Genomic DNA, 19,045 nt, shown 5'->3' with positions numbered 1-19,045 from the left:
GCGTGCGGGCCGTCGTCGTCGGCAGCGGGCCCAACGGGCTCGCCGGTGCGATCCGGCTGGCGCAGGCCGGCGCGAGCGTCACCGTGCTCGAGTCGCACTGGCGGGTCGGGGGAGCGGTCGGTTCCGCGGAGCTGACCGCCCCCGGCCTGGTCCACGACCTGGGAGCGTCGTTCATGCCGCTCGCCGCTGCCTCGCCGTTCCTCCGTTCCCTCGAGCTCGAGCGGTACGGCGTGCACTGGGACGAGGCGCCCGCCGCGCTCGCCCACCCGCTCGACGACGGCAGCGTCGGCCTGCTGTACCGCGACATCGCGGCGACGGCCGAGGGCATGGGTGTCGACGGGTCCACCTGGCGCAACCTCTTCGGACCCTTCGCCGAGCGGTTCGACGACCTGACCGCCGATGCCCTGCAGCCCCTGGCGCGCATGCCTCGGCACGCGGCGTTGATGGCGCGGTTCGGGGCACTGGCCGCGCAGCCTGCGCTGCGGCTCGCCGGCTCCTTCCGCGAGGAACGGCACCGCGCGCTGTTCGCCGGCATCGCCGCGCACGCGTTCGGACGGCTCGACACGACGTTCTCCTCCGCCATCGGTGTGATGCTCGCGTCCGCCGGGCACGCGGTCGGCTGGCCGGTCGTCCGGGGCGGTGCGCAGGTGCTCGCCGACGCCCTGGTCACGGAACTCGAGTCGCTCGGCGGGCACGTCGAGACCGGCCGCACCGTCACCGACATCCGCGAGCTCGGGGACGCCGACGTCGTGCTCCTCGACGTCGCACCGAGCGCTGCCGTCGAGATCCTGCACCACCGGATCTCCGAGCGCTCCCGCCGGGCGTTCACCGAGTACGCGCACGGTCCCGCCGCCTACAAGGTGGACTTCGCGATCGACGGCGACATCCCGTGGACCGCCGCCGAGTGCCAGGAAGCCGGCGTCGTGCACCTCGGCGGCACCGCGGACGAGGTTGCTGCCGCGGAGGCCCAGGTGGTCGGTGGCAAGTCCTCGCGGGCGCCGTTCACCCTGGTCGGCCAGCAGTGGAAGGCCGATCCGACGAGGTCCGCGGGCGGACGCAACCCCGTCTGGGCGTACGCCCATGTGCCGTACGGGTCGACCGTCGCCGCCGAGAACCGGATCACCAGCCAGATCGAGCGCTTCGCGCCCGGGTTCCGGGAGCGCATCGTGTCCACCCGCGTCACCAGTGCGATGGGTTTGGCGGCGGCGAACTCGAACTTCGTCGGAGGTGACATCAACACCGGGGCGAACACCTTCCGGCAGCTGATCGCCCGGCCGACGTTCGGGCCGAACCCCTACCGGACGGGCGTGCCCGGTGTGTACCTGTGCTCCGCTGCCACTCCGCCAGGGCCTGGCGTGCACGGCATGAGCGGTGTCAACGCGGCGAACCGGGCACTCAACGCCGCATGAACGACTTCCGGCCCGGGTGCCATCGCCCGGGCCGGGCTCGACCGGAGCATCCCCCATGTGCGCCGGCCGGGGACCCCTGCGCGTGATGAGCGTGTGCAGGGATCAACCAGGAGCTGCCGGCAACGGTGCTCCGCTACAGAAAGAAATCAATCACATGAGCAAGCACAAGCGCTCTGCCACACGCAAGATCGTCGCAGCGTCGACGATCGGTGCGCTCGCGGCATCCGGTGCCGCGTTCGGCGTCATCTCGTCTGCTAATGCAGATGCTGCGGACTCGGCATCAACGGTCACACCCTCGTCTGCTGTCTCGGTCAACGCCGCTTTCAGTGGCCCGTCGATCCGCGGTCAGCTACTGATGCAGTGGGGCAGTTACTGGGGGGTCCTGACGGACCGGTTCAACACCAGCGCGGATCCCATTTACGAGCGCGTCAGCGGTCCCACTGATCCGGCGATCGCTCAGAAAAGTGTTTTCACCTATCCTGCGCCTGGCAGTACCGGTCCGGTGATCAATGCTGCCGGTCAGTGCCTCGAAACGAACATCTCGGTTCTGCGAGACAACATTCCGGTGCCCGTCTATAGTTCAGCTAGTAAATGGACCAGCTGTGAAAGCGCAACGCCTCGCGGTTCCGCGAAGCAATTCCGCATCAATGCGGACGGGCGCGGAATCTTCGGCGTGGGTTGGCCGACGTTGAATGGCCAGGCGACGTGGTGGGGGCTGGACGGTATCAATAGCGGAGCCCACTATTGGTACGGGTCGTACGGGGGCAAGGTCACCCCCGTTCCGGACAACGGGAGCTCGAACACAAATGCTTCAGCGTCCGCTGCGGCGTCCGCTCGTGCTGACGGCAACAACAACCCCGCCGCCGTCGCGGCCGCTCAGGTCGCTGGTAACAACGACGCAACTTCACAGGCGTCGGCTGCGCAGGACATCTCGGCGAACACTGCTGCTCGGGCAGCGGCGAACCCCGACGCCTCGACGGCTGCGACCGCCAACACCGCCGCCAACCCCAGCAGCTCTGCGAACGTCGCGGCAAAGGGCGCCGCGAATGATGACAATTCGTCGAACACGAATGGTGCTGGTTCGGTTGCGGCGAATGCGTCGCCGAACTCGGCGTCGAAGGGTGCTGCGGTCGGGACGTCGTCGACGAATGCGTCGGCTGAGGCGAACGGGAACCGGAATGCGTCGGCGTCGGCGTCGGCATCGGCGGATGCGGATGGGAACAACAACCCTGCGGCGGTTGCTGCGGCGCAGGCGGCTGCGAATGATGACGGGACGTCGGCGGCGTCGGCGGCTGCGGACATCTCGGCGAAGGCTGCTGCGGAGATCGCGGGGAACCAGCTGACGGCGGCGTCGTCGAATGTGACGCAGAACGCGGACACGGACCCGGGGAGCTCATCCAAGGCTGCGGCGCAGGCTGCGGCGAAGGCGGACAACTCCACGAAGGCCAATGCTGTGGGTTCGGTTGTCGGTACGGCGAATCCGTCGACGGCGTCGCAGGGCGCCGCGATCGCGTCGTCCTCGTCCAACGCTTCGCAGGAAGCGGCTGCGGATGTGGACGGGAACGAGGACGGTACGCCCGAGGGCAACACTCCGGTTGGGGACCCGCAGGGTACCCCGGTTGGTGACCCGCAGGGCACCCCGGTCGGGACGCCGGTTGGTGATCCGCAGGGGACGCCGGTTGGTGACCCGGTCGGGACGCCGGTTGGTGACCCGCAGGGGACGCCGGTTGGTGACCCGGTCGGGACGCCGGTTGGTGACCCGCAGGGCACCCCGGTTGGTGACCCGGTTGGTGATCCGCAGGGGACGCCGGTTGGTGACCCGGTTGGTGACCCGGTCGGGACGCCGGTTGGTGACCCGCAGGGGACGCCGGTTGGTGACCCGGTTGGTGACCCGGTCGGCACGCCGGTTGGTGACCCAGTGGGTGACCCGGTCGGGACGCCGGTGGGCACCCCGCAGGGCACGCCGGTTGGTGACCCGCAGGGCACCCCGGTTGGCGATCCGGTTGGTGACCCGGTCGGGACGCCGGTTGGCGATCCGGTTGGTGACCCGCAGGGCACCCCGGTTGGCGATCCGGTGGGTGACCCGGTCGGGACGCCGGTTGGTGACCCGCAGGGCACTCCGGTTGGTGACCCGCAGGGCACCCCGGTTGGCGATCCGGTTGGTGACCCGGTCGGGACGCCGGTTGGTGACCCCGTTGGTGACCCGGTTGGCACTCCGCAGGGCACGCCGGTGGGTGACCCGCAGGGCATCCCCGCAGGCAATGTTGACGGGACGCCTGAGGGTGACGTGAATGGTGATCCGGGTGCGAATGTGAACGCGGGTGCGTCGGTGTCGGCGTCGGCGGCTGCTGATGGTGACAACAACCCGGCTGCGAAGGCGGCGTCGGAGGCGGCTGCGAACAACGACGGCACGTCGGCGGCGTCGGCTGCTGCGGACATCTCCGCGAAGGCGGCGTCGGAGGTTGCGGGTAACCAGAAGACCACGGCGTCGGCGGACGCGTCCAAGAACGCGGACTCCACGCCGAATGCGTCGTCGAAGGTTGCGGCGAAGGCTGCTGCTGAGGCGGACAACTCTTCCAACACCAATGGTGGGGCCTCGGTTGAGGCGTCGTCCAAGACGCAGGCGTCGTCGAAGTCCGCAGCGATCGCGGACGCGTCGAAGAACGCGTCGCAGGATGCTGCTGCTGACGTGAATGGTGACCCGGGTGCGAATGTGAACGCGGGTGCGTCGGTGTCGGCGTCGGCGGCTGCTGATGGGGACAACAACCCGGCTGCGAAGGCGGCGTCGGAGGCGGCTGCGAACAACGACGGCACGTCGGCGGCGTCGGCTGCTGCGGACATCTCCGCGAAGGCGGCGTCGGAGGTTGCGGGGAACCAGAAGACCACGGCGTCGGCGGACGCGTCCAAGAACGCGGACTCCACGCCGAATGCGTCGTCGAAGGTTGCGGCGAAGGCTGCTGCTGAGGCGGACAACTCTTCCAACACCAATGGTGGGGCCTCGGTTGAGGCGTCGTCCAAGACGCAGGCGTCGTCGAAGTCCGCAGCGATCGCGGACGCGTCCAAGGATGCGTCGCAGGATGCCGGCGCGAACGTCAACGTGAACGGCACGCCGAACTCGTCGGCGTCGTCGAACCCGGGGGCGAACGGCAGCCCGAACTCCAGCGCGAACGCGAACCCGAACCCGAACACGAACGCCTCGGCGTCGGCGGGTGCGTCGGTGGATGCGGACGGGAGCAACAACCCGGCTGCGAAGGCGGCTGCGGTGGCGGCGGCGAACAACGACGCCACCTCGCAGGCGTCGGCTGCGACGGACGTGACGGCGAAGGCTGCTGCGAAGACCGCGGGCAACATGGTCACGACCGCTTCGGCGAACGCGACCAAGGACGTCGCTGCGGACAAGAACGCGGCGGCGAGTGTCGCGGCGAAGGCTGCGGCGAACGCGGACAACTCGTCCTCGACGCGCGCGCAGGCGTCGGCGGCGAAGAACGGCAACGCGAGTGCTGCTGCGTCGTCGGCGGCGACGGCGGATTCGTCCTCGAACGCGTCGGGTGCGGCTGCTGGGAACGCGGCCGGGCAGAAGGGCGAGCTCGCGTTCACGGGTTCGGACGTCCTCCCGGTCGTGGCGCCGCTGGCGGGTCTGCTGGTCCTGCTCGGCGGGGCGGTGCTCTTCATCGCGAAGCGCCGCAAGGCCACCGACAAGGCCTGACCTCAAGTGGGGAGCCCGCACCGCGGGCTCCCCACTTCCGTGCGTCCTGGTGGGGACCACTGCACACCGCAGCGGTCCCCACCACCGCAAGCCGAGCCTCCCGGCTCATGGTCACGACTTGTCTATGTGACACTTGAAATATATAAATATCAATGTTATTTTTTGATGGTGCCTCGATGCGGTGGAGCGACCGCTCTCCTGCTGACGCACGCGGCGCCCGACTGCTGACGGCTGGTCGGCTTCCTCGATCCGCCGACACACCCTCTCCACCTCTGCATCACACTCCGAAAGTGACGACATGAAACACAACGCACCCCCTGGCGCTCGACGCAAGGGAATCCTCCTCGCGGGCGGCGCGCTCGGTCTGACGACCGCGCTGCTCGGAACGGTCGCGGTGTCAGCTGCAACGCAGCCGACCGGCGGCACCGGACAGGAGGCTCGGCCCGCCTCCGCAGCGTCGGCCGACGTCACGGCACGCGACCCCGAGCTCCTGCTCGTCGAGGACTTCGAGAACGGGAACTGGACCGCCGCCAAGCTCGTCAGCGAGTACGTCGGTGCCGCCGGTGAGACCTACACGGGTGACCCGGTGTGGATCAACGGTGCACGATGCAACGGCATCGTGACGAGTCAGTCGAGCGCCTCACTGGCTGCGTGCGACTCCGCGGGCAACACCGGCCTGAAGTTGATCGCGAACGCGCTCGGGCAGATCACTGGTACGGACCCGTCGACCAACCACATCGTCAGCGCCTACACCCAGGGTGGCGACCCCGGCGCGGACAAGGTCCAGCTCGAGGCTGAAAAGCCGTTCGCCCTGCCCGAGAAGGGTCGATTCGTGTCGTTCGGTGTCAGCGGCGCTGCCGTGAACTGCAGCCGCAACGCACCTCTGCTGGACTTCTCGCTCGTCGATGGGGCAGTGGAACACAAGATCGCCGACACCCCGATCAATCCGTGCACTGATCCGGGGTCATCGGAGTACGTCGTCTCCGGCTCGACGATCCGGGGCGGTGAATTCGTGTCGAAGGGTGGGTTGCTCTTCGACGGAGACACGGTGCGCTGGATCATGCGCAACCAGCAGTCCTCCGGGACCGGGAACGACGGCGCCGTGGACCGCGTGTCGATCGTCGACTCGACGCCGACGATGACGCAGTCGTTGTCCGGGACGCCGATCGTGGGCGACACCGCTCGTCTGACGTACCGGGTGATCAACACGACCGAGCACGGGCAGAAGCGCGGCTGGTCGTTCGCCGCTGACCTGCCGGATGGGCTCACGGTGGCGCCGACGCCGAACACGTCGACGACCTGTGCGAATCCCGAAGTGACCGCAGCTGCGGGCGCGACGTCCGTGACCGTGGAGGGTGACCTCGCCGAGGGCGCTGTGGACTGCACGATCTCGGTGGATGTCACGACCACGACGCCCGGGACGTACTCGGTCGACACCGACCTGGTGACGGCGCACAAGGGGCTCGACCTCGCGGGGACGGACTCGGTGGAGTTCGCTCCGGAGCGCAACGCACTCACCGTGACCGGCACCCCGGTGATCACCGGTGGCAACGGCGACGCGGTCGCGGATCTGGGCGAGAAGATCGCGTTCCGGTACGACGTGAAGAACGACGGCAACGTCGCGGTCCACGACCTGGCGATCGGCGAGTCGGCCGACTCCTGCGCTGCGACCGACATCGCGGTGGGTGCGACGGTGTCGTGCACCACGCCCGCTCGTGACGTCACGCAGGACGACGTCGATGCCGGCAGCATCGACGACTCGGTGTCGATCTCCGCGCTCTCCCGGCTGGACGCCCCCGTTGCGGGCGCTGGCACGGCGACGGTGAGCACCAGTGAGCAGAACGCCGGCGCGGGGCTTGCTCTTGCACCGGTCGTGAAGACCACCGGTGACCCGGGCGTCGGCGACACGGTCACGCTGAGTGTCCGCGCCTCGAACACCGGCAACGTCACGCTCCGCGACACGAGCATCGTCATCGCCGGGCAGCGTGGCATGACCGTGACCTGCCCGGCGACCATCGCTCCGGGGAAGTCGGTGGACTGCGAGGTCGAGGGTTCCTACAAGGTGACCCAGGCTGATGTGGACAACGGTTCGGTTGCGTTCGCGGCCACCGCGACGAGCACCGCGCCGAAGGGTGTCGAGGTCGAAGCCACGGCGACGACCACGCAGGCCACGGTTGCGCAGGCGCCGGCGGTGTCAGCGACGATCGACGGCGAGCTCTCCGGGAAGGCCCCCAAGGCTGGGGACAAGGTCTCCTTCACCGGCGCGATCCGCAACAGCGGCAACGTCACGCTGCACGGCGTGACCGCCGCTGTCCCGGGCTTCGACGGACTGACCGTCGGCGTGTCCGACGAGCAGCTCGCCCCCGGCGCGTCGACCGAGGTCACCGTGTCCGACTACGTCCTGACCCAGGCGGACATCGACGCGGGCACGCTGACCGTCCCGATGCACGTCGCCGCGATCGGTCCGAAGGACCAGCAGGTCCAGGACGACGCGCGCACCGTCGTCGAGATCGAGCAGCGGACCGCGCTGACCGCCCGGTTCGGTGCGTCCCTCGACGCGAAGGGCACGCCGAAGGCCGGCGACACCGTCGCGCTGACGGGCTCGCTGACCAACAGCGGCACCGTGACCCTGTCCGAGATCACCGCGTCGATCCTCAACCGCGACGATCTCTCCGTCGAGGTGCCGTCCGGTGCGCTCGCACCCGGGGCCGACGTCCCGGTGACGATCGCCGCGTACTCGTTGACGCAGGATGACATCGACGAGGGTTCCGTCTCGTTCACCATGCGTGGTGAGTCGCAGGGGCCGAAGGGTCAGGTCGCGAACAGTGAGGCCGGCGCGAGCCTGGACCTCGAGCAGGCTGCCGGTGCGGGGCTCGCACTGGCGCCGGTCGTGAAGACCACGTCGGACCCGGGTGTCGGCGACAAGGTCTCGCTGGGTGTGACTGCGTCGAACACGGGCAACGTCACGATCCGTGACACGACGATCGTCATCGACGGTGACCGTGGCATGACCGTCACCTGCCCCGCGACCATCGCGCCTGGCAAGTCCGTCGAGTGCGCGGTCGAGGGTTCCTACAAGGTGACGCAGGCCGATGTGGATCGTGGGTCGGTCACGTTCGACGCGACCGCGACGAGCACCGCGCCGAAGGGTGTCGAGGTTGAGGCATCTGCCACGGCGACGCAGGCGACGGTCGCGCAGGCTCCGGCCGTGTCGACGAAGTTCAGCAGCGAGCTGGACGGCAAGAAGGCACCCAAGGCCGGCGACACCGTGTCCTTCACCGGCTCGATCCGGAACAGCGGCAACGTCACCCTGCACGATGTGACCGCCGCCGTCCCCGGCTTCGACGGGCTTCGGGTCTCCGTCGCCGAGGAGCGTCTCGCGCCCGGTGCGTCCACCGCCGTGTCGGTGTCGGACTACACGCTGACCCAGGCCGACATCGACGCGGGCGTGCTGAGCGTCCCGATGCAGGTCGCCGCCGTTGGTCCGAAGGACCAGCAGGTCCAGGACGACGCCGAGACCGAGCTCGAGTTCGAGCAGCAGGCGACCATGAGCGCGCGCTTCGGCGCCGTGCTCGACGCGAAGGGTGCCCCGAACGCGGGCGACACCGTCACGCTGACGGGTGCGCTGGCCAACACCGGCACCGTCACCCTCGCGGACGTGCAGGTTGCTCTGCCCGGCCACGAGGACCTGACGATCGAGGCGCCGGAGACGATCGCTCCGGGCGCGACGGCGAAGCTCACCATCGCCGGACACACCCTGTCCCAGGCGGACGTCGACGCCGGCACGGTGCGCTTCTCGCTCGCCGCTGCCGCCACGGGTCCGAAGGGGCAGGCGATCTCGGCGGACGAGTCCGCTGACGTGACGCTGCTGCAGGAACCGCAGGTGCAGTCCGTGCTCTCGGCGCACCTGGCCGAGACCGAGCACGGTTCGGCTCCGCGCGTCGGCGACGAGGTGCTGCTCTCCGCGACCGTCTCGAACGCGGGGAACGTGACGCTCGAGGGCCTGGAGTCCGTCGTGTCGGACGGCGACCCCGAGCAGGTCGGCGAGGGCACCCTGGCCCCGGGGACCGACGTCGTCACCGAGCTGGCGCCGTATGCGCTCACCCAGCAGGACATCGACCGCGGGACCGTCGGGTTCGACCTGACCACCGCGGGCACGACGCCCACGGGTGACTCGGTCTCCTCGGGTGACCACCGCGACGTGTCGCTGGAGTCCTCGGCCAGCATCGACATCAGCGGCGACTACACCGCGTCGACCTCGACCTCGACCTCGACCTCGGACACTGTGCTCCGTGCTGGTGATGTCGTGACCGGCTCGTTCCGGTTCGCGAACACCGGCAACCGGACCCTCGACCGCGCCGAGGTCGAGCAGCAGGTCGGATCGTCGATCTCCTGTGGGATCGAGGCACTCCAGCCCGGGCAGGTCGAGTCCTGCGAGACCAGCTACACCGTCACGGAGGCCGACGTCGCGGCCGGTTCGCTGACCTTCACCGCGAAGGCGAAGGGTCAGTACACGGTCGCCGACGAGACGGACACCACCACTCGGGCTCGCGCGGCAGCTCCGCAGAAGACGGTGTGGGTGTTCTCGAAGGAGATCACGAAGAAGTTCACCGTCGAAGCCGCTCCGCAGGAGCTCGCGTTCACCGGCACGAACATCGTCATGATCGGTGTCCCGGCAGCGATCGTCGTGCTGCTGCTCGGCCTCGTGCTGCTGCTCACCGCGCAGCGCGCGCGCCGGCGCCAGGACGACCGTCCGCAGGCCTGACCTGACAGGCCCGGCCTGACGTCGACACGACGACCCCCGATCGCTCCGATCGGGGGTCGTCGTGTTCCAGGTCCCGGCCTGGAGGCTCGGCTAGACTCCTCGGGACGCGGTCACGTCTCGCCACGTGGCCGCGTCGTGGAGGGTTGTCCGAGTGGCCGATGGAGCCTGTCTTGAAAACAGGTGGGCAGCGATGTCTCGTGGGTTCGAATCCCACACCCTCCGCTCGATCCACGTCCGAGTCGCGGTCACCCCGCGCTGAGGCGGTCCGCGTAGCGTCGTTGCAATGAGCGACATCATCATCTTCGGCGGCCACGGCAAGGTCGCACTCCTCGCGACGCGCATCCTCAGCGAGCGCGGCCACCACGTCACGTCCGTCAACCGGAACCCCGACCAGGCCGACGAGATCCGCGCCCACGGTGGTGAACCGGCGGTGGCCGACATCCAGGAGCTGACGCTGTCGGGCTTCGAGGACCTGGTCCGCGGGCAGGACGCCGTGGTGTGGTCCGCCGGTGCCGGCGGGGGATCGGTCGACCGGACCTGGGCGATCGACCGCGATGCAGCAGTGCTGTCCGTGCAGGCTGCCAAGCGCGCGGGCGTCGAGCGGTACGTGATGGTCTCGTGGTCCGGCTCGGTGCTCGACCACGGGGTGCCGCAGGACAACGACTTCTTCGCGTACGCGCAGTCCAAGATGATCGCCGACGCGGTGGTCCGTGACTCCGGCCTCGAGTGGACCATCGTCGCGCCGAGCACCCTGACCGACGACGAGCCCACCGGCGCGATCGACTGGGACGGCGAGGGCGCGAAGGTCTCCCGCGGGGACGTCGCGCACGTCATCGCGGACGTGCTCGAGAAGAGCGGCACCGCGGGCAGCACGTACCGCTTCAACAGCGGCAGCACCGAGATCGCCGAGTTCCTCCGCGCAGACCAGGCCTGATCCGGCGGCGCGCGAGATCGGCGAGGTGCAGCGTGGGTGAGGCCATCGTGGCGGGACGACGCTCGACGATCGTCGAGGCGGCCGCTCGGGAGTTCGACCGCGGCGGCTACGAGACCGCGAGCATCGCCGGGATCGCGCGCGCCGCGGCCGTGAGCCAGGGTGCACTCCACCGGCTGTTCCCGACGAAGCGGTCCCTGGCCCTGGCGGTGATCGACGAGCAGAACGCGCGGACCTTCGCCGCGATGAGCTCGACTGACCCGTCGCCGTTCGCCATGCTCGTTCGCGCGTCACGGGGGATCGCCGACCTGCTCATGACCGACGTGGTCGTGCGCGCCGGGATCCGGATCTCACTGGAGCACGGCGTGCTCGCGGGGCAGACGTCGAGCTTCTACGAGCAGTGGATCGCCGGCGTTGTGGACGTCATCCGGCTCGCGGTCGCGAGCGGTGAGGTGCAGTCGACCGTGCCAGCGGAGGCACTCGGGGCCACGCTCGTGCCGTACTTCACGGGCGTGCAGCTCTTGTCGAACGTGCGCTCCGGGCGGGCTGACCTGCTGCCGGCGGTGGCGACGATGTGGACGGTGCTGGTGCTCGCGGTGGCCGAGCGCGACCACCGTGACCGCCTGCTCAGGGTCGTCGACTCGGTGTTCGCCTGAGCCGGACCCGTTCGGTCAGACGTCGCGGAGTTCGCGGTCCCGGAACCACTTGAGCAGCCACGCGGCGCTCGTCCGGTCGAAGGAGCGCGGGAAGTCCGACGTGCCGGACAGGAACGGGCTGAAGCCGTCCTCCGCCGCCAGGTCGGCGTCGTCCAGTCCTCGGTACGCCATCGACCAGCCGTCGAAGCGGCGGCGCTCGATGTCCTCGCGGATCAGGGAGGTGACCTCGTGGTGTCGCGGGTCCTGGGCGATCGCGGTGAACCGGTCGTCCACGCTGATGGCCGGGCCCTCGAGGAGCTGCATGAACCGGCCGTCCTTCGCCACGAGCAGGCCCGAAACGCCGAGTGCCTCGTTCCGGAAGCGGGACCCCCGCAGGAGCTCGGTCATCGCGGCATCGTCGAACGGCTCCACCGCGCGACTCATGTAGACGATCGAGACCAACACCCCACCATCTTGTCGGCTCTGGCGGTCGAGTGTCGCATCGAGGACCGGAATCGGATGGCCGAGCTCGCCGGATATCTGATGTACCACTAGCATGATCGGCATGGGGTCTCCGGGGAACGACGTGCTCACCAGGTTCGCCTTCGTCTGCATCCACGGGGTCGGGATGCAGCAGCAGGGCGACACACAGACGGCCGTCGCCGACTCCTTCGCCGCCGGGGTCGCGCGACTCGGCGGCGAGTACACGACGCTGCCGGACGGCGTGTCCGACGGGGACGGCGTGTCCGACGGGGACCGCGTGCTCCGCGGACGTGCCGCGATCCCCGGGCAGCAGCCGTTCGTCGCCGAGTTCCACGACGGCTGGTGGGACGAACGCGCCGCCGTCCCCGCTGCGCGCAACGTCCTCGGCTGGGTGCTCCGGGTGGTGCCGTTCGCGCTCTGGAGCACCGCTGCGCTGTGGGCCTGGGACCTCGAGGCCATCCGGGGTGCCGGCGCCAGGCGATCCCCGCTCCCGCTGCCGTTCACGGCGTTCGTCGGCATGCTCGGTTTGGTGTGCGCGCTGCCGCTGATCGGACTCGTGCTCCTCGGTGCCGGGATCGTGTCCCTGTTCTCCCGGTCCGTCGCCGCGCGCACCAGGACCGTGATCACCCGGTTCGTCGGCGATGCGTGGAGCTACCGCTCCGACGGACTCGACGACAGCGTGATCGCACCGCTCCGAGCGACGACCGCACGGGCCCGGGCGACGGCCGACGCGGTCGTGCTCGTCGGGCACTCGCTCGGCGGTGAACTCGCACGGCGGGTGGCGATCACCGAGGACGTGGACGCGTGCGTCTTCGTCGGCTCGGGGGAGGCGCAGCTCGGGTTCTTCCGGATGCTCCGGCGGAGTCGATGGCTGCCGGTCGCGCTCTGGGGGTTCCTCGTGGTCTTCCCGCTCGTGATGTCCGCGATGGTGGGCTCGGGCATCGGCGTCGTCGTCGAGATGGTCCGAGCCGTGGCCGTCACCGTCGAGCACATGGTGGCGGCGCTCTCGGCAGCCACACGCACCGAGGTGACCCCGGCGATCCTGGCACTCGATCCGTCCGCGGTGCTCGACGCCGCGCTCCGGGACCTCGCCGTCACGCTCGTCGGCGGCGCCGTGCTCTTCGTGGTGGCGCTGCTCGTCACCAAGCTCGTCCGGCGCCCGGAGGACATCGAGCAGCAGCCGCGATGCGAGACGTTCGCCGTGAAGTCGCTCGTCGATCCGGTGAGCTTCGGGCCGACCGCTCAAGGCGCCTTCGTGCGGTACGTCCCGATCAGCGCGCGTCGCCCGTGGACCGAACACGTGACGTACTTCCGGAAGCCCGAGGCGGGGGTCGTGCTGGTCGAGTCCGTCGTCGGGACGGCGGCGGTCGAGGGAGCGCCGGCCCTCCCCAGGCTGTCATGGGGTGCAGAGGCGGCCGGGGTCGTTGCGGCGTTCGTGCTGATCGGCGCGACGTGGGCCGCGGGACGCTGGCTCGCCACGCTCGTCGGGCTCTGACCCGACCCGCGCCTAGGATCGAGCGCATGGCGACCGTCCTCCTCGTCCGGCACGGACGCACCACCGCGAACGCGACCGGACTCCTCGCGGGCCGCACGGCCGGCGTCGCGCTCGACTCCGTCGGCAAACGGCAGGCGGCGACGACCGCGGAACGCATCGCGGCGGTCCCGCTCGCGGCCGTCGTGTCCAGCCCCCTCGAACGCTGCCGACAGACGGCCCGGGCGATCACGGCGTTCCAGCAGGGGGAGCCGCAGCAGTTCGTGGAGCGAGCGATCACCGAGGCGGACTACGGGGAGTGGCAGAACCGGAAGCTCAGCGACCTGGCGAAGGAACCGCTCTGGCGCGTGGTGCAGTCCAACCCGAGCGCCGTGGTGTTCCCCGGCGGTGAGTCGATGCAGGCCATGCAGTCGCGCGCGGTCGGTGCGATCCGGCGGCTCGACGCGCAGATCGAGGCCGAGCACGGCGCGAACGCGGTGTGGGTCGCGGTGAGCCACGGCGACATCATCAAGTCCGTGCTCGCCGACGCACTCGGCATGCACCTCGACCTGTTCCAGCGGATCACGGTCGGGCCGGCGTCGGTGTCGGTCGTGCGCTACGGCGAGCACCGGCCAGAGGTCGCGGCGACGAACACCGAGTCGGGCGACCTGTCCTGGCTCGCGAAGGCGCCGGCTCCGACGGGCGATGCCCCGGTGGGCGGAGGCGCGGGCAACGAGACGGGTACTGCCAGACCCTGAACGGTCGCAGCCTGCCGCTCCTACAATGCGGGTATGCCCACCATCGTCCACGGCTTCGACTGGCCGGACCGTCTCGTCGTCGGCACCATCGGGCGCCCGGGCGAGCGGTCCTTCTACCTGCAGGCCCGTGACGGCCGCCGCGTCGTCAGCGTCGCGCTCGAGAAGGAGCAGTCGGCGGTGCTCGCGGAGAAGCTCGACGAGCTCCTCGACGAGGTCGCCACGGTGGAGGAGAACCGTTTCAGCGTCCCGCCGTCGGTCCCGCGCGAGCTGTACGACGTCGAGCCGCTCGACCAGCCCGTGGAGCCCGAGTTCCGAGCGGGCGCCCTCAGCCTGGGCTTCGACCCGGCGACGGCGCAGGTCGTCATCGAGGCGTACCCGATCGACGACGAGATCGAGATCGTGTCCGAGGAGGACGAGGACGGCATCGAGGTCGAGGCGGTCGTCGAGATCCCCGAGCCCGCCGAGCTCCTGCAGGTGAAGATCCCCGTCGGCACGGCTCGTGCCTTCGTCGAGCGCACCCGCGAGGTCGTGGCCGCTGGACGGCAGCCCGGCGACGCATGAGCACAGCCGACACGAGCGGCATGGAGCTCGTCGCCCGCATCCGTGAGGCCTCGAACGCCACCTTCCTCGCCGAGCTCGACGGGCACGAGGTCGTGTACAAGCCCGTCGCCGGCGAGAAGCCGCTGTGGGACTTCCCGGACGGCACCCTGGCCGGCCGTGAGGTCGCGGCGTTCCTGGTCTCCGAGGCGTTCGGCTGGCGGGTCGTCCCGCCGACCTGGCTCGGCGACGGACCGCTCGGTCGCGGCATGATCCAGCGCTGGCAGGACGTCGACCCGGACCAGGACGCGGTGGACCTGCTGCCGACCGAGCAGGCCGAGCAGGACGAGCGCGTGAAGACCGTCCTGGAGGCGATCGACGAACACGACCGCCCGGTCACCCTGGTCCACGAGGACACGGCGGCGCTCCGGCGGATGGCCGTCTTCGACGTCGTGGTGAACAACGCGGACCGCAAGGGCGGGCACGTGCTGGCGATGGCGGACGGGCACCGCCACGGCGTCGACCACGGGCTCACCTTCCACGTCGAGCACAAGCTCCGGACGGTGCTGTGGGGGTGGACCGACGAGCCGCTGCACGACGACGAGCTCGCCGGGATCGACCGCGTGGTGACCGCGCTGCACGGCGACCTGGGGGAGCAGCTCGAGGAGCACCTCACCGTCGACGAGATCGACAACCTGGAGGCGCGCTGCGCCGCCCTGGCGGCCGTCGGCCGCTTCCCGCCGCCGGCGGGGTACGGCCCAGCGGTCCCCTGGCCGCTGTTCTGACGCGTCCTGCGCAGCAGGACGACAAGTGCGCATGCGGGCGCGTGCGCGGTTGTCGTCACCGCGCGCAGAACGCGAGAGACGACGGACGGGAGGCCCGGTGCCAGCTGGCACCGGGCCTCCCGTCCGGTGGGTGGTCCCGTCAGCCGAACCGGCCGAACCCGCCCCAGTCGTCGTCGCGGAAGAGCGCGCTGCCGCGCCGCGAGCCGAGGTACGAGCCGACCACCGCGACACCCAGGTCGTCGTTCTCCGGCGCCGTGACCGTCCCGTCGACCCGCCGGGCCATGCCGTCGATGAACCGGGCGAGCCCCGGGTCGTCGCCGAGGCGGAAGAACGTCGTCTGCGCCCCGAGCCGGTGCGCGTTGTCGAGTTCGCGCACGCTCAGCGCGATCGTCATCGGGTCGGGCGGGTAGCTGAAGTACACCTGCCCGTTCGGCTCCAGGTGCGACGTCGGCTCGCCGTCGGTGACGATGAGCAGCACGGGCTGCGCGGTCGGGTGCTTCCGGAAGTGCCGGTTCGCCAGCAGGAGGGCGTGGTGCAGGTTCGTGCCCTTGTCCCACATCGCGTCGAGACCGACGAGCTGTTCGACGTCCATCACCTCGGCCTCGCGACCGAAGGCGATCAGCTGCAGGTCGTCCCCGCGGAACCGTGTGGAGATCAGGGTGTGCAGGGCGAGCGCGGTGCGCTTCATCGGGACCCAGCGGTCCTCCATCGCCATCGAGAACGACGTGTCGACGAGGAGCGCCACGCAGGCCTGGGTGCGGGCCTCGGTCTCCTGCACCTCGACGTCGTCGATGGTGAGGCGGACGCCGGCCCCGGTGCGTCCCGTCGCGGCCGTGCGGGTGACGGCGTTCGTGATCGTCCGCGGGATGTCCCACGGCTCGGTGTCGCCGAACGCCCACTGCCGGCTCGCTCCGGACGGTTCGCCAGAGGCTCCCGAGCGCTGCAGGTCGCGTGCCCCCTGCCGGCCGGACATCTTCTGCGCGACGTCCTTGAGCAGGCTCTTGCCGAGCTGGCGCATGGCCTTCGGGGTGAGCTTGAACTGGCCGTCCGCGCCGCGGCGCATCGTGCCGGACTGCTTCAGGGCCTTCTCGAGTTGCTGGAGCGTGCGCGCGTCGACGGCGGCCTCGGAGCCGAGCTGGCGCGCCAGGGACTCGAGGTCGAGGTCGTCGAGGTCGGATCCGGGGCTCGACTGCGCGAGTTGCTCGGCAAGGGAGTCCAGGTCGGCGATGTCCTGGAACACGCCGGTGCCGTCGCCGAGGCCGAGACCCTGCTCGCCCTCCATCTGCTCCGATCCGCCCCAGTCCTCGCCGGGGCGCAGCGCGCGCAGGTTGCCGTCGAGCTGGGACAGAGCGCCCATCAGGTCGGGGGAACCGAACGCCTGCTGTGCCAGGGCGTCGAGCTCGTCGCGCTGCTCCTGCGTCATCGAGTTCCGCATCCGCTGGGCTGCGGCGGAGCGGGCGGCGAGGTCGTCGAGCAGCTCGTCGACGTTCTGCGGGTCCGAGGGGAAGTACTCGCCGTGCTTCGCCATGAACTCGTCGAACTGCTCCTGCGAGTCGGTGCCGGCGCGGTGGTCCTCGAGCAGCTGGTTGAGGTCCTGCATCATCGCCTGGACGTCGGCGCGGTCCTCGTCGCTGGCGTTCTCGAGCGCCTGCTTCATCCCCGCGAAGCGCTGGTCGAGCATCTCGCGGCCGAGCAGGTCCTTGATCTCCTCGTACTTCTGGCTTGCCGTGGGGCTCTTCCAGTCGTAGCTGCCGAGTTCACTCACGGCGGCTGCGGGCGATGGGGGCAGGCTGTCGAGCTGCATCTCGGCGAGGGCACGGTCGCCGTCGTCCATCTCGGTGTCGCGCGCCAGCTGGCCACGCTCGGCGAGCAGGGCCTCGTCGAGCAGCTGCTTGACCTGCTGCAGCGAGCCGTCGAGGTTGTGCTTCGCGGTGAGTTCGCGGCGCTTCTCGGCGACCCGGCGAGCGAGGTCGTCGAGGCCGCGCTGGTCCCGCCCGCCGCGACGCAGGAACTCCCGCATCGCACGCTCGGGGGAGTACCCCGCCATGACGTCCTGGCCGATGGCGTCGAGCGCCTCGGAGAGGTCCGCCGGCGGGGCGAGCGGGTCCGGGCCGCCCTCGTACCGGCCGTACCGGGTGTCACGGGTCAGCCGGCGGTTCTGCCGACTAGCCATAGACCGCTTCGCCCCCGCCCGACTCCTTGCTGATCTTCCGCGCGAGGAACAGTCCCTCGAGCGCGAGCTCGATCGCGCCGGCGCGTTCGCCGTCGTTCGTGGCACCGAGTCGCTCGCAGATCTGGTCGTACAGGTCGGACTCGCCGAGGGACGGCAGCCCCTCGAGGAAGGCCCGCGCCGAGACCTGCTCGCCGGTGGTCACCATCGTGCCGCCGTCGAGCGCCTCCACGAGCTGACCGAGGTCGAGGCCGCGGAGCCGGGAGCGGACCGTCTCGGCGGTGGCGGTCCGGAGCAGGTGCTCGAGGACCTCGTCGGCACGGTCCTCTTCCCCGGACTCGAACTCGATCTTGCCGCCGAGGACGTCGACCGCGGTCTCCAGGTCGATCGGCCGTGCGACGGCTTCGGTCTCGCCCTGTCGCGCGGCGCGGTGGACGGCCGCGGCGGAGACCGTCTCGGCTCCGGCGATCGAGAAGCGGGCGCTGACACCGCTGCGCTGGTCGACGGCGCTGGACTCGCGCAGTGCCCGGGTGAACCGGGCGAGGATCTCGACCAGGGCGTCCGGCACGTCGGCGGTGAGGTGCGCCTCTTGCCGGATGACGGCGATCTCGTCGTCGAGCTCGATCGGGTAGTGCGTGCGGATCTCGGCGCCGAAGCGGTCCTTCAGCGGCGTGATGATGCGGCCGCGGTTCGTGTAGTCCTCGGGGTTCGCGCTCGCGACGACGAGGACGTCGAGCGGCAGTCGCAGCACGTAGCCGCGGATCTGCACGTCGCGCTCCTCCATCACGTTGAGCATCGCGACCTGGATGCGCTCGGCCAGGTCGGGCAGCTCGTTGATCGCGACGATGCCGCGGTGCGCCCGGGGGATCAGGCCGAAGTGGATGGTCTCGGGGTCACCGAGGCTGCGGCCCTCGGCGACCTTCATCGGGTCGACGTCGCCGATCAGGTCGGCCACGGAGGTGTCGGGCGTCGCGAGCTTCTCGACGTAGCGGCCGTCGCGGTGCCACCAGTCGATGGGCATCGCGTCGCCGAGGTCGGCGGCGCGGCGGATCGACGCCGTGGTGATCGGTTCGTACGGGTGCTCGCCGAGCTCGGACCCGGCGATCACCGGGGTCCACTCGTCGAGCAGGCCCTGCAGGGTGCGCAGCAGTCGGGTCTTGCCCTGGCCGCGTTCGCCGAGCAGGACGACGTCGTGGCCGGCGATGAGGGCTCGTTCGAGCTGCGGGATGACGGTGGTCTCGAAGCCGTGGAGGCCGGGCCACGGATCGGTGCCCTCACGGAGGGCGCTCAGCAGGTTGTCGCGGATCTCGGCGCGGACCGTCTTCTGGACGTGACCAGAGGTGCGGAGCTCGCCGACCGTTCGGATGTCAGGTCGGGTCACCTCTTCGAGCGTAC

Annotated in this window: 13 protein-coding genes and 1 tRNA gene; 10 read left to right on the top strand and 4 right to left on the bottom strand. The window is 70.3% G+C overall.

Annotated features, from left to right (window positions below; translation table 11 throughout):
• Positions 1-2: 2 nt before the first annotated feature.
• Complete coding sequence (locus ACIPJY_RS14135; RefSeq protein WP_400461236.1) at positions 3-1,409, top strand: phytoene desaturase family protein; 1,407 nt, start codon at positions 3-5, stop codon at positions 1,407-1,409.
• An 876-nt stretch (positions 1,410-2,285) separates the two neighbouring features.
• Here ACIPJY_RS14135 and ACIPJY_RS14130 read toward each other — a convergent pair.
• Entirely contained in the window at positions 2,286-2,936 is a 651-nt protein-coding gene (locus ACIPJY_RS14130; RefSeq protein ID WP_400468207.1) for a hypothetical protein, read from the bottom strand.
• A gap of 25 nt (positions 2,937-2,961) precedes the next feature.
• Between ACIPJY_RS14130 and ACIPJY_RS14125 the strand changes: the two genes are divergently transcribed.
• The 5 genes from ACIPJY_RS14125 to ACIPJY_RS14105 all read left to right on the top strand — a co-directional run bounded on the left by ACIPJY_RS14125 (position 2,962) and on the right by ACIPJY_RS14105 (position 11,467).
• Positions 2,962-5,115 (top strand): hypothetical protein, encoded by a 2,154-nt coding sequence (locus tag ACIPJY_RS14125; protein ID WP_400468205.1) that lies wholly within the window; start codon positions 2,962-2,964, stop codon positions 5,113-5,115.
• 298 nt (positions 5,116-5,413) lie between these two features.
• Positions 5,414-9,880: a hypothetical protein gene (locus ACIPJY_RS14120; protein ID WP_400461241.1), complete on the top strand. Its 4,467-nt coding sequence runs from the start codon at positions 5,414-5,416 to the stop codon at positions 9,878-9,880.
• 137 nt (positions 9,881-10,017) lie between these two features.
• Positions 10,018-10,102, top strand: a tRNA-Ser gene (locus ACIPJY_RS14115).
• Between the two features lie 61 nt (positions 10,103-10,163).
• Positions 10,164-10,814, top strand: coding sequence for an SDR family oxidoreductase (locus tag ACIPJY_RS14110; RefSeq protein ID WP_400461244.1), 651 nt, complete (start codon positions 10,164-10,166; stop codon positions 10,812-10,814).
• Positions 10,815-10,846: 32 nt separating this feature from the next.
• Positions 10,847-11,467 carry a TetR family transcriptional regulator gene (locus tag ACIPJY_RS14105; RefSeq protein ID WP_400461247.1) on the top strand — a complete coding sequence of 207 codons (621 nt, stop codon included), beginning with the start codon at positions 10,847-10,849 and terminating at the stop codon, positions 11,465-11,467.
• A gap of 15 nt (positions 11,468-11,482) precedes the next feature.
• Here ACIPJY_RS14105 and ACIPJY_RS14100 read toward each other — a convergent pair whose 3' ends face one another.
• Positions 11,483-11,911: a BLUF domain-containing protein gene (locus tag ACIPJY_RS14100; protein WP_400468203.1), complete on the bottom strand. Its 429-nt coding sequence runs from the start codon at positions 11,909-11,911 to the stop codon at positions 11,483-11,485.
• 100 nt (positions 11,912-12,011) lie between these two features.
• Here ACIPJY_RS14100 and ACIPJY_RS14095 point away from each other — a divergent pair, with 100 nt between their 5' ends.
• The 4 genes from ACIPJY_RS14095 to ACIPJY_RS14080 are packed head-to-tail and all read left to right on the top strand — an operon-like array spanning position 12,012 to position 15,480.
• Positions 12,012-13,424: a hypothetical protein gene (locus ACIPJY_RS14095; protein WP_400461253.1), complete on the top strand. Its 1,413-nt coding sequence runs from the start codon at positions 12,012-12,014 to the stop codon at positions 13,422-13,424.
• A gap of 26 nt (positions 13,425-13,450) precedes the next feature.
• The gene (locus ACIPJY_RS14090; protein WP_400461256.1) at positions 13,451-14,158 is read left to right on the top strand and encodes a histidine phosphatase family protein; all 708 of its coding nucleotides are present in this window, start codon (positions 13,451-13,453) and stop codon (positions 14,156-14,158) included.
• Between the two features lie 33 nt (positions 14,159-14,191).
• A complete protein-coding gene (locus ACIPJY_RS14085) occupies positions 14,192-14,719 on the top strand; it encodes a DUF3090 domain-containing protein (protein WP_400461259.1) in 528 nt (175 codons plus the stop codon).
• Entirely contained in the window at positions 14,716-15,480 is a 765-nt protein-coding gene (locus tag ACIPJY_RS14080; RefSeq protein WP_400461262.1) for an SCO1664 family protein, read from the top strand. The genes ACIPJY_RS14085 and ACIPJY_RS14080 overlap by 4 nt, the downstream gene beginning before the upstream one ends.
• Positions 15,481-15,619: 139 nt before the next feature.
• On the opposite strand, the gene ACIPJY_RS14075 is transcribed toward ACIPJY_RS14080, so the two are convergent.
• Complete coding sequence (locus ACIPJY_RS14075; protein WP_400461265.1) at positions 15,620-17,653, bottom strand: VWA domain-containing protein; 2,034 nt, start codon at positions 17,651-17,653, stop codon at positions 15,620-15,622.
• Positions 17,646-19,031, bottom strand: coding sequence for a sigma 54-interacting transcriptional regulator (locus ACIPJY_RS14070; protein WP_400461268.1), 1,386 nt, complete (start codon positions 19,029-19,031; stop codon positions 17,646-17,648). The genes ACIPJY_RS14075 and ACIPJY_RS14070 overlap by 8 nt, the downstream gene beginning before the upstream one ends.
• Positions 19,032-19,045 lie beyond the last annotated feature (14 nt).

It is taken from the genome of Curtobacterium sp. NPDC090223 (assembly GCF_044746585.1).
Taxonomy (GTDB): domain Bacteria; phylum Actinomycetota; class Actinomycetes; order Actinomycetales; family Microbacteriaceae; genus Curtobacterium.
This window is presented reverse-complemented; position numbering and strand designations above follow the sequence as displayed.

What these genes read in the sequence shown, in the direction of transcription:
- ACIPJY_RS14075 (WP_400461265.1), bottom strand. Translation starts at nt 17,653, where the DNA reads ATGGCTAGTCGGCAGAACCGCCGGCTGACCCGTGACACCCGGTACGGC.
- ACIPJY_RS14095 (WP_400461253.1), top strand. Translation starts at nt 12,012, where the DNA reads ATGGGGTCTCCGGGGAACGACGTGCTCACCAGGTTCGCCTTCGTCTGC.
- ACIPJY_RS14110 (WP_400461244.1), top strand. Translation starts at nt 10,164, where the DNA reads ATGAGCGACATCATCATCTTCGGCGGCCACGGCAAGGTCGCACTCCTC.
- ACIPJY_RS14085 (WP_400461259.1), top strand. Translation starts at nt 14,192, where the DNA reads ATGCCCACCATCGTCCACGGCTTCGACTGGCCGGACCGTCTCGTCGTC.
- ACIPJY_RS14080 (WP_400461262.1), top strand. Translation starts at nt 14,716, where the DNA reads ATGAGCACAGCCGACACGAGCGGCATGGAGCTCGTCGCCCGCATCCGT.
- ACIPJY_RS14120 (WP_400461241.1), top strand. Translation starts at nt 5,414, where the DNA reads ATGAAACACAACGCACCCCCTGGCGCTCGACGCAAGGGAATCCTCCTC.
- ACIPJY_RS14090 (WP_400461256.1), top strand. Translation starts at nt 13,451, where the DNA reads ATGGCGACCGTCCTCCTCGTCCGGCACGGACGCACCACCGCGAACGCG.